General features: G+C 55.5%; 10 protein-coding genes, 1 tRNA gene and 2 rRNA genes. 6 read left to right on the top strand and 7 right to left on the bottom strand.

Annotated features, from left to right (window positions below):
* The 6 genes from ACMGG1_RS01250 to ACMGG1_RS01225 all read left to right on the top strand — a co-directional run bounded on the left by ACMGG1_RS01250 (position 1) and on the right by ACMGG1_RS01225 (position 7047).
* Positions 1-1302 (top strand): YhfT family protein, encoded by a 1302-nt coding sequence (locus ACMGG1_RS01250; protein WP_128864481.1) that lies wholly within the window; start codon positions 1-3, stop codon positions 1300-1302.
* A gap of 59 nt (positions 1303-1361) precedes the next feature.
* Complete coding sequence (locus ACMGG1_RS01245) at positions 1362-2234, top strand: acid phosphatase (protein WP_414161105.1); 873 nt, start codon at positions 1362-1364, stop codon at positions 2232-2234.
* A 315-nt stretch (positions 2235-2549) separates the two neighbouring features.
* Positions 2550-3089, top strand: coding sequence for a gluconokinase (gntK, locus tag ACMGG1_RS01240; protein ID WP_020837209.1), 540 nt, complete (start codon positions 2550-2552; stop codon positions 3087-3089).
* Positions 3086-4423 carry a gluconate transporter gene (gene gntU / locus ACMGG1_RS01235; protein ID WP_020837210.1) on the top strand — a complete coding sequence of 446 codons (1338 nt, stop codon included), beginning with the start codon at positions 3086-3088 and terminating at the stop codon, positions 4421-4423. Before gntK ends, gntU begins: the two co-directional genes overlap by 4 nt.
* 111 nt (positions 4424-4534) lie before the next feature.
* Positions 4535-6349: a phosphogluconate dehydratase gene (edd, locus tag ACMGG1_RS01230; RefSeq protein WP_020837211.1), complete on the top strand. Its 1815-nt coding sequence runs from the start codon at positions 4535-4537 to the stop codon at positions 6347-6349.
* 56 nt (positions 6350-6405) lie between these two features.
* A complete protein-coding gene (locus tag ACMGG1_RS01225) occupies positions 6406-7047 on the top strand; it encodes a bifunctional 4-hydroxy-2-oxoglutarate aldolase/2-dehydro-3-deoxy-phosphogluconate aldolase (RefSeq protein WP_046372506.1) in 642 nt (213 codons plus the stop codon).
* Positions 7048-7074: 27 nt separating this feature from the next.
* Here the strand turns inward: ACMGG1_RS01225 and aceK are convergent, their stop codons facing one another.
* From aceK to rrf (ACMGG1_RS01190), 7 genes are all read right to left on the bottom strand, one after another.
* Positions 7075-8829, bottom strand: a complete 1755-nt coding sequence (gene aceK / locus ACMGG1_RS01220) for a bifunctional isocitrate dehydrogenase kinase/phosphatase (protein ID WP_020837213.1) — start codon at positions 8827-8829, stop codon at positions 7075-7077.
* A 70-nt stretch (positions 8830-8899) separates the two neighbouring features.
* Complete coding sequence (gene aceA, locus ACMGG1_RS01215) at positions 8900-10207, bottom strand: isocitrate lyase (RefSeq protein WP_020837214.1); 1308 nt, start codon at positions 10205-10207, stop codon at positions 8900-8902.
* Positions 10208-10254: 47 nt separating this feature from the next.
* Entirely contained in the window at positions 10255-11853 is a 1599-nt protein-coding gene (gene aceB / locus ACMGG1_RS01210) for a malate synthase A (protein WP_129941604.1), read from the bottom strand.
* Positions 11854-12240: 387 nt separating this feature from the next.
* Positions 12241-13170, bottom strand: a complete 930-nt coding sequence (gene metA / locus ACMGG1_RS01205) for a homoserine O-acetyltransferase MetA (RefSeq protein ID WP_041415044.1) — start codon at positions 13168-13170, stop codon at positions 12241-12243.
* Positions 13171-13545: 375 nt separating this feature from the next.
* A 5S ribosomal RNA gene (rrf, locus tag ACMGG1_RS01200) occupies positions 13546-13661 on the bottom strand.
* 51 nt (positions 13662-13712) lie between these two features.
* Positions 13713-13788 (bottom strand) — tRNA-Thr (locus ACMGG1_RS01195).
* Positions 13789-13801: 13 nt separating this feature from the next.
* Positions 13802-13917 (bottom strand): 5S ribosomal RNA (gene rrf / locus ACMGG1_RS01190).
* Positions 13918-13930: the final 13 nt, after the last annotated feature.

The raw sequence follows: 13930 nt of genomic DNA, 5'->3' as shown, positions 1-13930 counted from the left end.
ATGGAGCAGTATTTGCATATTGTTATTGTCGCTTTGCTAACGGGAATGACCTCGCTGCTTTCTCATCGTTCCGTTGCCGTATTTCACGACGGTATTCGTCCGATTCTGCCGCAATTGGTCGAAGGGAATATGAATCGCCGTGAAGCCGGCAGCATTGCATTTGGTTTGAGCATCGGCTTCGTCGCATCCGTCGGGATCTCCTTTACCCTCTCAACCGGGCTGTTGAACAGTTGGTTGCTGTTTTTACCCACCGACATCATCGGCGTACTGGCCTTTAACAGCTACCTGGCTTTCGCTTTGGGCATGGCCTGGGGAGTATTGGTGCTGACCAGTTTGGTGCCGATCAATACCCTGCTGACCGCGCTTCCCGTGGATATCCTCGGTTCACTGGGCGAGCTTTCCAGCCCGGTGATTTCGGCCTTCGCGCTGTTCCCACTGGTGGCTATTTTCTATCAATTCGGCTGGCGCCATAGCCTGCTGGCCGCCGTCGCCGTACTGATGTCGCGCGTCATTGTCGTGCGCTTTTATCCTTCACTCTTTCCAGAGTCGATTGAGATATTCGTCGGTATGGTGATGCTGCTGGGGATTGCGATATTTCGTGATATCTCACAGCGCAAGCATCATGAAGTAAACCATGGCACCTCTGTTTTCGAGGAGAGAACCTCTCGCATTATCAAGAATCTGCCGCTGCTCGCCATTACCGGTGCGCTAATCTCGACGGTTGCCAGCCTTAAGCTGTTTGGAGGGTCTGAGGTTTCGATCTATACGCTGGCAAAAGCCTGGGCCCCCGGCGTATCTCCGGAAGAATCCGCTGCGTTGGTCAATCAAGCTGCGCTGGCTGAGTTTATGCGTGGTTTGGGCTTTATTCCGCTCATCGCCACCACCGCGCTAGCCACTGGGGTGTACGCCGTCGCCGGTTTTACCTTCGTCTTTACCGTCGGTTATCTGGCCCCCTCGCCCTGGTTAGCGGCCATTTTAGGTGCCCTGACCATCACGTTGGAAGTGCTGTTGTTGCGGACTATCGGCCGTTGGTTAAGCAGCTATCCCTCGGTTCGTAATGCCTCAGACAGTATCCGCAATGCGATGAACATGCTGATGGAATTTGCTTTGCTGATCGGCGCTATTTTCGCCTCTATCAAGATGGCGGGCTATACCGGCTTTAGCATCACAGCTGCCCTGTACTTCCTTAATGAAGCGCTGGGGCGTCCTATATTGAAAATTGCCGCCCCGGTAGTGGCGACCATAATATGCGGTATTTTACTGAACATTTTGTATTTTTTAGGTTTGTTCGTCGTTAATTAACCGAATGTTTTAAACGAAATGTCTGACTAAAGTCGCAATAAAAACACAGGGAAATAATAATGAAAATAGAGAATAATCAAAACACAACCCGCTCAAAGTGCTTTGCAGTATTAGCATTACTGTTGGGTTCTACGGCATTTTTATCGGCGGCCCACGCAAACAACGATACCGCACCCAATAACGATCCTGCTGAAACCTGGCGCACCGATTATAGCGATATCGGTTACCCGAACGTGGGTTTTTCCCCTTATATCAAAGGTTGGATTAATGGTTATCTGACACCGGCAGATTATCCTGACGGCGCAAAAATTCTGCCGCCGCCGCCAAAAGAGCATTCCGCAGCAGCAAAAAGCGATATTGAAACGTTCCATGAATTACGACAGCTGCGCGATACGCCACGCGGCCAGTTGGCGATCGAAGATGCCAAGCTCTCCTTCAATCATATTGGCAGCGCATTTTCACCGGCGCTGGGCATCACTATTTCACGTAAAAATACGCCTCATTTGCACCTGCTCCTCAGCCGTGCTTTTACCGATGCAGGTTACGCCTCCAATGACACCAAAAAAGCGTTTAGCCGGATTCGGCCCTACTCGGCATTACGTATCGACAGTTGCACGCCCAAGGAACATAGCGCGTTAAGTAACGACGGCGGCTCTTATCCCTCCGGTCATGCCGTCACCGGGATGATGTGGGCCATGACGTTAACCGCCATGGAGCCACAGCTGGCAACCCCGTTAATGAAAAAAGGCTATGAGTTTGGTCGTAGTCGCCTGATCTGCGGCGTACATTGGGAAAGTGATGTCAACGCGGGTCGTTTCCTTGCTGCCGGCGCTTTCGCTCGCCTCCAGGCCAGCCCCGAATATCAAAAACAATTCCGCGAAGCCAAGCTGGAAGTCGATCGTCTGTTAGCGCAAAAACAAGGCAGTAAATAAACGTCAGCGCTGATTACCCGGCGCATCAGACGAAAATCATCATCGTAAAAATGCCCAGGTTTGCGCAGAGAGTGTCGCTGCGCAAGCCTTTCTCCATGACGATTATCCCCATCGTGACGCATGCTCACTGCTCAACTTCAACGAGGTTTCATGTCTGGATGACAGCCTGAAATAGTTGAAGCCGATCACAAATAATGACTTTGCCAACGGAAGCCGATTGCAACCGGCGAAACTTCCTTCGACAATGTTACCGATAACATGTTACCGGTAACAAATAATGCAAGGTAACGCCACTTGTCGTTTTGGAGCTAAGCCATGACCAATAATCAAAACCGTATTTACGTCATTATGGGCGTTTCCGGCAGCGGCAAGTCCGCCGTGGCCGCCGCAGCGGCCCGCCAACTGTCTGCCGGGTTCCTTGACGGTGACTTTCTGCACCCGCGCAGCAATATTCTGAAAATGGCCGCCGGTGAACCGCTGAACGATGACGATCGCGCCCCATGGCTGGCCGCACTCAACGATGCTGCCTTTGCGATGCAACGCACCAATACTGTTTCGGTCATTGTCTGTTCGGCGCTGAAAAAGCACTACCGCGATCGCCTGCGCGCCGGTAACGGCAACCTGTCGTTCATCTACCTGCACGGCGATTTTCCGGTGATCGAAGCCCGCCTGGCTGCGCGTAACGGCCACTTCTTCAAGCCACAGATGCTGGTAACGCAGTTCGCGGCGCTGGAGCAACCGGGCGCGGACGAAAGCGACGTTATGTCCGTAGATATCAACCAGCCGCTGGAAGCCGTCATCGCCGATACCGTGCGACATATCCAGAGTTTCCTGCCACAGGACGTGTGCGCGTGAATACTGTAACGCTGGTCGGTACCGCAGTCGGCTCGGTTCTATTACTGCTGTTTCTGGTGATGAAGGCACGCATGCATGCCTTCGTCGCGTTAATGTTGGTGTCTATCGCTGCCGGTATTTTTTCCGGCATGCCGTTGGACCGCATCGCCGATACCATGCAAAAAGGCATGGGCGATACGCTGGGTTTCCTGGCGATCGTCGTGGCGCTGGGCGCCATGTTCGGCAAGATACTGCATGAGGTCGGCGCACTCGATCAAATTGCGGCACATTTGCTGAAACGTTTCGGCCAAAGTAAAGCCCATTACGCGCTCGGTATCGCCGGGTTGATCTGCGCCCTGCCGCTGTTCTTTGACGTGGCGGTGGTACTGCTGATCGGCATCGTGTTTGCCGTCGCACGTCGCACCGACGGCAATATCGTCAAGCTGGCCATTCCCTTGTTCGCCGGCGTCGCCGCTGCGGCTTCCTTCCTGCTGCCGGGGCCGGTCCCAATGCTGCTGGCGGCGCAAATGAAAGCCGACTTCGGCTGGATGATCGCCATCGGCCTGGTCGCCGCCGTCCTCGGCATGCTGATTGCAGGCCCATTGTACGGCAGCTTTATTAGCCGCTTCGTTAACTGGCCAATGCCGGCAGACGAAAACGAACCGACACTCAACAAAGGCAACCTGCCGTCATTTGGCTTTAGCCTGGCGCTGGTACTCTGCCCACTGGTGCTGGTCGGCATGAAAACCATTGGTGCACGTCTGGTCACGCCAGGTTCTCAGCTGCAGCAGTGGCTGGAGTTTATTGGCCATCCGTTCACCGCCATTTTAATCGCCTGTCTAATCGTGATTTATGGGCTGGCAAAACCGCGCGGCATGACCAACGAACAAACGCTGGCCATCTGTTCGGCTGCAGTGCAGCCCGCCGGGATCATCCTGCTGATGACCGGTGCCGGCGGCGTATTCAAACAAATCCTGGTGGATTCCGGCGTAGGTCCGGCACTGGGTGACGCCATGATTGGCACCGGCTTGCCGATCGCCGTAGCCGCCTTTGCATTATCCGCTATGGTACGCGTGATCCAAGGCTCCGCCACCGTTGCCTGCCTGACCACCGTTGGCCTGGTGCTGCCGGTGACCAGCCAGTTGGGGCTCGGCGGTGGGCAGTTGGCCGCGCTGGCTATCTGTATTGCCGGGGGGTCTATCGTGCTCAGCCACGTCAACGATGCCGGTTTCTGGCTGTTCGGCAAGTTTACCGGCGCCAATGAGCTGCAAACGCTAAAAACCTGGACGGTGATGGAAACCATCCTTGGCAGCGTGGGTGGCATCATCGGCATGATCGCTTTCACCCTGTTTTAAATCACGATAACGACATAACACCGCCCCCGGCCTTTGCACATCAGGGCTGCAATATTCCACCGGGGGCACCGCCACAGGCGGCGTCTATAACAATAGCCATGTGAGGAAGGTATGCTTAATCCCACCCTATCCCGTGTCACGCAACGCATCATCGACCGTTCCAAACAGAGCCGCGCCGCCTATCTGGCACGCATTGAAGCGGCGCGTTCCCAAACCGTGCACCGCGCACAGCTGGCCTGCGGCAACCTGGCGCACGGTTTTGCCGCCTGTCAGCCGGACGACAAAACCGCACTGAAAAACATGGTGCGCAGTGATATCGCCATCATCACCGCTTATAACGATATGTTGTCTGCCCACCAGCCCTACGAAAACTATCCCCAACGGCTGAAACAGGCGTTGCATGCCGTGGGCGCGGTCGGTCAGGTAGCCGGAGGCGTACCGGCGATGTGTGACGGCGTGACCCAGGGGCAGGATGGTATGGAGCTGTCGCTGATGAGCCGCGACGTGATCGCCATGTCCTCAGCCATCGGCCTGTCGCACAATATGTTCGACGGCGCGCTGTTCCTCGGCATCTGCGACAAAATCGTTCCGGGTCTGGTGATGTCCGCCCTGTCCTTTGGCCATCTGCCGTCGCTGTTTGTGCCTGCCGGCCCGATGAGCAGCGGCTTACCGAACAAAGAGAAAGTGCGCGTGCGTCAGCTGTACGCCGAAGGCAAGGCCGATCGACTGGCGCTGTTGGAGGCCGAAGCCGCTTCGTATCACGGCATCGGCACCTGCACCTTCTACGGCACCGCCAACACCAACCAGATGGTAATGGAAGTGATGGGGTTGCACCTGCCGGGATCCTCCTTCGTTCACCCGGACACCCCTTTGCGCGATGCGTTGACCGACGCTGCCGCACGCCAGGTCACTCGCCTGACCGAAACCGCCGGCAACTATCTGCCAATCGGCAAACTGGTGGATGAAAAGGTGGTGGTTAACGGCATCGTTGCGCTGCTGGCCACCGGCGGCTCCACCAATCTGACCATGCATATGGTGGCGATGGCGCGCGCCGCCGGCATCATCATCAACTGGGACGACTTCTCCGAACTGTCGGACGCCGTACCGCTGCTGTGCCGTATCTACCCGAACGGCCCGGCGGACATCAATCAGTTCCAGGCATCTGGCGGCGTCGCCCTGGTGGTGCGCGAACTGCTAAAGCACGGCCTGCTGCACGAAGACGTGCACACCGTGGCCGGTTTTGGCCTGACGCGTTATACCCAGGAGCCGTGGCTGGATAACGGTCAGTTGGCCTGGCGCGAGGGCGCGGAAAGCTCGCTCGATACCCAGGTTATCGCCAGCGTGGCGGAGCCTTTCGAACATCACGGCGGCACCAAGGTTTTGGCAGGCAACCTCGGTCGCGCGGTGATGAAAACCTCGGCGGTGCCGGCCGACAATCAGATTATCGAAGCGCCGGCGGTGATATTTGACAGCCAGCATGACATCGTGCCGGCATTTGAAGCCGGCAAGCTGGATCGCGATTGCGTGGTGGTGGTTCGCTTCCAGGGGCCGCAGGCCAATGGCATGCCCGAACTGCACAAGCTGATGCCACCGCTGGGCGTGCTGATGGACCGCGGATTTAAAGTCGCGCTGGTCACCGATGGCCGCCTGTCAGGCGCCTCCGGCAAGGTGCCTTCCGCTATCCACGTGACCCCGGAAGCCTATACCGGCGGCATGCTGGCCAAGGTACAAGACGGCGATGTGATCCGCGTAAACGGCCGCACCGGTGAATTGGCATTACTGGTCGATGCCGACATTCTGGCCCAGCGAGCGCCATACCAACCGGACCTGAGCGCTGAACATATCGGCTGCGGCCGTGAACTGTTCGGCGCATTACGCAGCCAGCTTTCCGGTGCCGAACAGGGCGCCTGCTGCATTAAATTTTAACCGATAGCATGGCCGGGCAGCCCGAAGGCGACGGCCATAACTGGAGAGAACCCTTAATGAACAATTGGAAAACCAGCGCAGAGCAGATCCTGATGGCCGGCCCCGTAGTACCGGTGATCGTCATCAACAAATTGGAACACGCGATCCCGCTGGCGAAAGCCCTGGTGGCTGGTGGCGTCCGGGTATTGGAAGTCACCCTGCGCACCGCCTGCGCCATGGACGCGATCCGCGCTATTGCCAAAGAAGTGCCTGATGCCATCATCGGCGCCGGTACCGTCATCAACCCGCAGCAGCTGCAGGAAGTGACCGATGCCGGGGCGCAATTCGCCATCAGCCCGGGCCTGACTGCCGATCTGCTGCAAGCGGCCACGGCCGGTTCAATCCCGTTAATTCCGGGTATCAGCACCGTGTCTGAACTGATGTTGGGCATGGATCATGGGCTGCGTGAGTTTAAATTCTTCCCGGCGGAAGCCAACGGCGGCGTGAAAGCACTGCAGGCGATCGGCGGCCCGTTCCCGCAGGTACGTTTCTGCCCGACCGGCGGAATTTCACCGAGCAACTACCGTGACTATCTGGCGCTGAAAAGCGTGCTGTGCATCGGCGGCTCCTGGCTGGTGCCGGCGGATGCGCTGGAAAGCGGCGACTACGCACGCATCACCGAATTGGCGCGTGCCGCCGTTGCGGGTGCAAAAGCTTAATGCTATCGGGCGCGGCGTGCCGCGCCCTTACGTCGCTGCCGAGGTAGCAGGCAGTGCCACCCCGCTGCGCTGGCTAAAACGCCGTTTCTTGCGGTAAGCGAAGACATCCTCCACATGCCCGTCGCGAATGCGCTGCTGCAGCCCGCGCCAGTAATCGGCTTCGAAGAGGTCGCTGTGCAACTCTTCAAACACCTGCCGAATGCGCCGATCGCCACACAGAAAATGCCTGAACTCCTCCGGGAATACATCGTTCGCCGACACGCTGTACCACGGCTCGCTGGCCAGTTCATCTTCCGGGTAACGCGGCGGCGGAATATCGCGGAAGTTCACCTCGGTCATATAGCAAATTTCATCGTAATCGTAGAACACCACCCGCCCGTGCCGGGTCACGCCGAAGTTCTTGAATAGCATGTCGCCAGGGAAGATATTAGCGGCGGCCAGTTGTTTGATCGCATTGCCATACTCTTCGATGGCGTCGCGCATCTGCTGCTCATTGGCCTGCTCCAGATACAGGTTCAGCGGCGTCATGCGCCGTTCCATATACAGGTGCTTGATCACGATGCGATCGCCCAGATCCTCCAGCTTGTCCGGCACTTCACGCTGCAATTCAGCCAAAAGCTCCGGGCTGAGGCGCGCCTTGTCGACGACAAAATTCTCGTACTCTTGGGTATCCGCCATGCGCCCCACGCGGTCGTGTTCTTTCACCAACTGGTAACAGGCCATCACCTGCGCCTGCGTCACCTCTTTTTGCGGTGCGAACTCGTCTTTGATCACCTTGAACACCCGATCGAACGACGGCAGGGTAAACACCAGCATCACCATGCCTTTCACCCCCGGCGCGATGATGAACTGCTCCTGCGAGCCGGCCATAAACGTCAGGTATTCACGGTAACATTCCGTTTTACCGTGCTTCTGGCAGCCAATCGCCATATACAGTTCGGCGGTGGTTTTGCCCGGCAGTATTTCTCGCAGCCACTCGACCATCGCTGCCGGAAGCGGTGCGTAAACCATAAAGTAAGAACGTGCGAAACCGAATACGATACTGGCCTCGGCCTTACTGGTCAGGCAGGTATCGATAAACAAGGCGCCGGAATCGCTGTGATGGATCGGCAGCAGGAAAGGATAGACCGTATCCGCCACCCGCAACTTACCTACCAGCCAGGCAGCCTTGTTACGGTAAAAGAGCTCATTGGCAATCTGGAACGTCGCCCCAGCCAGCTGCTGCGCGCTAAAGCTCTGTTGCAACGCCAGCGTGATGTAATCAATATCACGCGACAAGTTTTCCCAAGGTAGCCGCAGAGGTAAATCCGTCAGCAGGTTGTACAGCATCGCCGATACATCACCGCCAGCAGTGAAATTGCGCGACAGCGGACGCGGGATATCGCGAAAGCGTCCCTCAGGTTGGGAGCTGAAAACAAACAGCTTTTCCGGCGTTAGATCCCGGTGTTTGAACAGGCGGCAGTAAACCGAATTAAAGAAGCTTTCGGCGATCTCAAAGCGTGGGTACTCCGGCAACAGGTCGGTGTACACCGCCTTCACCCGGCTGGGGAAATCCGCATCAAAGGACTTTTGCCCCGTGATGCACTTCAGTTGCTCCACCACCAAACCGACGTGATGGTCATACAGGTGAATACGCTTTTTCATCGCCTGTTGCACCGCCGGCCAGTCTGCTCGCTCAAAACGCTGCTGCGCACCGGCAGTCACCTCAAGGAAGCGGCCATATTGCGCATCAAAACCCTGCAGTATCGTCTGTGCGATCAACAGCTCCAGTTTCGCCGCCATCCTTACCTCCCGCCAGAAAATAGAGCCCGCATATGCAGGCTCTGGGTTAGGTTTTTTCAGCGTTGCCGCCTCAGAACTGCTGTTCTTCCGTCGAACCGGTCAGCGCCGTTACCGAAGAAGCACCGCCCTGAATGATGGTAGTAACCTTGTCGAAATAGCCGGTACCCACTTCCTGCTGGTGCGATGCAAAGGTGTAACCGCGTGAAACGGCATCGAATTCCGGTTTCTGTACCTTCTCGACGTAGTGCTTCATGCCCTCGCCCTGTGCATAAGCGTGCGCCAGGTCAAACATGTTGAACCACATGCTGTGGATGCCCGCCAACGTGATGAACTGGTACTTGTATCCCATCGCCGACAGTTCTTCCTGGAAGCGGGCAATCGTCTGATCGTCCAGGTTCTTTTTCCAGTTGAACGACGGTGAACAGTTGTATGCCAGCAGTTTGCCTGGGAATTTGGCGTGAATGGCATCAGCGAAACGCTTGGCTGCCTGCAGATCCGGCGTGGAGGTTTCGCACCACACCAGGTCGGCGTAAGGGCAATACGCCAGGCCACGGCTGATCGCTTGCTCAATGCCGGCATGGGTACGGAAGAAACCTTCCGCTGTACGTTCGCCGGAGACAAACTCGCTGTCGTATGGATCGCAGTCTGACGTCAGCAAATCGGCCGCATCGGCGTCGGTACGTGCGATGACCAGCGTTGGCACACCGAGCACGTCTGCAGCCAAACGGGCGGCTACCAGCTTCTGAATCGCTTCCTGAGTTGGCACCAGCACTTTACCGCCCATATGGCCGCACTTTTTCACCGCCGCCAATTGGTCTTCGAAATGCACCCCGGCAGCGCCGGCCTCAATCATGGCTTTCATCAGCTCAAAGGCATTCAGCACGCCGCCAAAACCGGCTTCGGCATCGGCGACAATTGGCAGGAAGTAGTCGGTGTAACCCTTACTGCCCGGTTCAATTTTATTGGCCCACTGGATCTGATCGGCACGGCGGAAAGTATTGTTGATACGTTTAACCACCGCCGGCACGGAATCAACCGGGTACAGCGACTGGTCCGGATACATGGCAGACGCGGTGTTGGCATCCGCAGCGACCTGCCAGCCAGACAGATAAATCGCCTCAATGCCGGCTTTGGCCTGCTGCAATGCCTGCCCGCCAGTCAGCGCACCCAAGCTGTTGACATAGCCTTTGCGTGATTTACCGTGCAGCAGTTCCCACAGCTTGGCGGCACCGTTTTGTGCCAGCGTGCAGACCGGATTGACCGAGCCGCGCAAATTAATCACGTCTTCAGCGCTGTATGGGCGCGTGATGCCTTCCCAGCGAGCCGATTTCCATTCCTGTTCCAGTTGTTGAATCTGTTGAGCACGAGAGGTAGACATAATTTTTATCCTTTTCAATAATGTAGGGTTAATGGTCAGGAACAGGTTCAGGCCAGAAGCTCATAGCCGGGTAAGGTCAGAAAATCGATTAATTCGTCTTGCGTAGTAATACGTTCCATCAGGCGCGCAGCTTCTTCGAAGCGGCCAGCGTTAAAGCGCGCCTCACCCAACTCTTCACGTACCACCAACATCTCTTCTTTCAGCATCTGGCGGAACAGCGCCTTGGTGACCAACTGGCCATCGCTCAGGCTCTTTTGGTGATGGATCCACTGCCAGATTGAGGTACGGGATATTTCCGCCGTCGCCGCATCTTCCATCAAGCCGTAAATTGGTACGCAGCCATTGCCGGAGATCCAGGCCTCGATGTATTGCACCGCCACGCGAATATTGGCGCGCATGCCGGCTTCGGTCCGTTCGCCATCACAGGGTTCCAGCAGTTGCGCGGCGCTGATCGGCGCATCGTTTTCACGCAGGACTTCCAGCTGATTACGGCGTTCGCCGAGCACTTTGCTGAACACTTCCATGACGGTATCTGCCAACCCCGGATGCGCCACCCAGGTGCCGTCATGGCCGTTATTGGCCTCCAGCTCTTTATCCGCCCGTACCTTGTTCAATACCCAGGCATTTTTCTCGGCGTCTTTGCTAGGGATAAACGCGGCCATGCCCCCCATGGCAAAAGCGCCTCGCTTGTGGCAGGTCTTGATCAGCAACCGGGAGTAAGCACTGAGGAACGACTTGTCCATCGTGACCGACTGGCGATCCGGCAAGACCCGGTCAGCGTGGTTTTTCAGCGTTTTGATATAGCTGAAGATGTAATCCCAACGGCCGCAGTTCAACCCGACGATATGATCGCGCAGGTGGTAAAGGATCTCGTCCATCTGGAATACCGCCGGCAATGTTTCGATCAATACCGTGGCCTTGATGGTGCCGCGCGGCAGGGAGAAACGATCCTCGGCAAAGCTGAATACCTCACTCCACCAGGCGGCTTCCTGCCAGGATTGGGTTTTCGGCAGGTAGAAATAAGGGCCGCTGCCTTTTGCCAGCAATTGACGGTAGTTGTGGAAGAAATACAGTGCGAAATCGAACAGACCGCCAGGGATCGCTTCGCCCTGCCACTGCACGTGTTTCTCCGGCAAATGCAGGCCACGTACGCGCGCTATCAATACCGCTGGATTAGGCTTCAACTGATAAATCTTGCCGGCTTCATTGGTGTAAGAAATGGTGCCATTCACTGCATCATGCAGGTTGATTTGCCCATCGATCACTTTGTCCCAGCTCGGCGCCAGTGAATCTTCGAAATCCGCCATAAACACCTTCACATTGGCATTCAAGGCATTGATCACCATTTTGCGTTCAACCGGCCCGGTGATTTCGACCCGACGGTCGCGCAGATCCTCGGGTATGCCGCGGATCTTCCACTCTCCATTTCGAATGGAATCAGTTTCCGAAATAAAGTCTGGGAGTTCGCCCTGATCGATCTTCTGCTGCCAACAGGCACGCGCAGCCAAAAGCTTATTGCGCTGCGGAGTAAAGTTACTCACCAGATCCGCCAGGAATTCGACCGCGTCATCCGTCAACACCTGCCGTTCAGCAGCGGTAAAACCCTGCGTAAACGTTAACTCCGTGCCTGCTATCTGTTGCGTCATTGTCTTGCTCCTTCGCATCATTGTGCACCGCCGCTGCAAGTCAGGCGGGCACATCTTCATCAGAAATCAGTGCGGATCAGGATGAATAAAATGATCCTCAACTGGTCAGATCTCATCTCGCTGGATCTAAGAATACTCAACTAAAAATAAAAATCAAAAACGATTTCCATTTTATTATTAAATATTTTATTAACCTTTTATTATCAATTGGTTATTAAAAATAACAATACCAGAGGGTAAGGAAACCGGTTCCATTTCCTGTCGATGGTTATATCAAGTGTTTGTTAGATAATGAGTTTTAGTAAGAATGGCAGATAAATAAGGGGAAAAGCGCTGGGAGAGGAGTGCCGGCGGCCTCGATTCAGCCGCCGGTTAAAGCAAAAAATGTTATTCCAGGGTCGGGTTCATATGACGCAGATCGTAAGGTGTGATCTGGTAAACGTAGTAGTTAAGCCAGTTGGCGAACAACAGGTGGCCATGGCTGCGCCAGGTCGCTTTGGGGGTAAGTTCGGGGTTATCGTCGGGGAAGTAATTGAGCGGCACTACCGGGTTGAGACCTGCTTCGTTATCGCGACAGTACTCACCGGCGAGCGTCAGCGCATCATACTCTGGGTGCCCAGTCACGAACGCCAGCCGTTTATCCTTGCTGGCGAACAAATAGGCCCCGGTTTGCTCCGACTCGGCCAGGATATCCAGATCCGTGTACTGCCGAATAATCTCGGTAGGGAAATCCGCATAGCGCGAATGAGGGGCCAGGAAGGTCTCATCAAAACCACGCGTCAGCAAGGCATGCTGCTGCAAGGTTTGGTGCTGGTAAACGCCAGAGAGTTTCACTTCACGCGTCATCTTCGGGATGCCATACAGGATATTCAAAGCGGCCTGCACGGCCCAACAGACAAATAACGTGGAGGTCACGTGATTCTTGGCCCAATCTATTACGCGTTCAATCTGCGGCCAGTAAGCAACGTCGCAGAAATCAACCAACCCTAGCGGGGCCCCCGTCACGATCAGACCATCAAAGTTCTGATCCTGGATGTCTTCAAAATCACAATAAAAGTTGTTCAGATGCTCCGCCGGCGTGTTCTTCGACTCGCGGCTGTCGATACGCAGCAACTGGATATCGATTTGCAAAGACGAGTTAGAAAGCAGACGTAAAAACTGGTTTTCCGTCTCGATCTTCTTTGGCATCAGGTTAAGGATCAGCACTTTCAACGGCCTGATTTCCTGTGTTTTTGCCCGTGAGGATGTCATCACAAAGACATTCTCATTGCGCAAGAAACTTACTGCAGGTAACTCATCAGGAACACGAATCGGCATTGCTTAATCCCCACACATCCGTTTAAACGTTTAGACTTCTAGATGCCCGAAGATAGCGGTTTTTTACCGTAATGTCGAGTGTTCAACGGAAAGGTGAAAATGTTTCATCGCGGCGATGACGGGAGGTTGAACGTATTTTTGGACGCTAAAAAGCAAAAAGGCCATCCTTGCGGATGGCCTCTGGCTTAATTGATGCTTGGCAGTGTCCTACACGATTCGTCTCATCCTGAGACTCACCCCTTCGGGGCCGCCGCAAGCGGCGTTAAAGCCCGTTCCCGACGGGCTTTTCGCATGCCCATGCTCGAGCAGAACGACATACAGCAGATAAAACAAAAAGCCCTACGCTTTCACGTAGGGCTTGTTGCTTTATTTGATGCTTGGCAGTGTCCTACTCTCGCATGGGGAGACCCCACACTACCATCGGCGCTACGGCGTTTCACTTCTGAGTTCGGCATGGGGTCAGGTGGGACCACCGCGCTATTGCCGCCAAGCAAATTCTTTTAATTCTTTTTGCCGAACTTCTAAACCCACTTTAAATAAAGTGGTGCTGATACCCAGAGTCGAACTGGGGACCTCACCCTTACCAAGGGTGCGCTCTACCAACTGAGCCATATCAGCACACTAATTTGATGCCTGGCAGTGTCCTACTCTCGCATGGGGAGACCCCACACTACCATCGGCGCTACGGCGTTTCACTTCTGAGTTCGGCATGGGGTCAGGTGGGACCACCGCGCTATTGCCGCCAGGCAAATTCTGTTTC

Origin of the sequence: Serratia sp. BNK-12 (assembly GCF_047456085.1) — a bacterium.
GTDB lineage: Bacteria > Pseudomonadota > Gammaproteobacteria > Enterobacterales > Enterobacteriaceae > Serratia > Serratia liquefaciens.
This window is presented reverse-complemented; position numbering and strand designations above follow the sequence as displayed.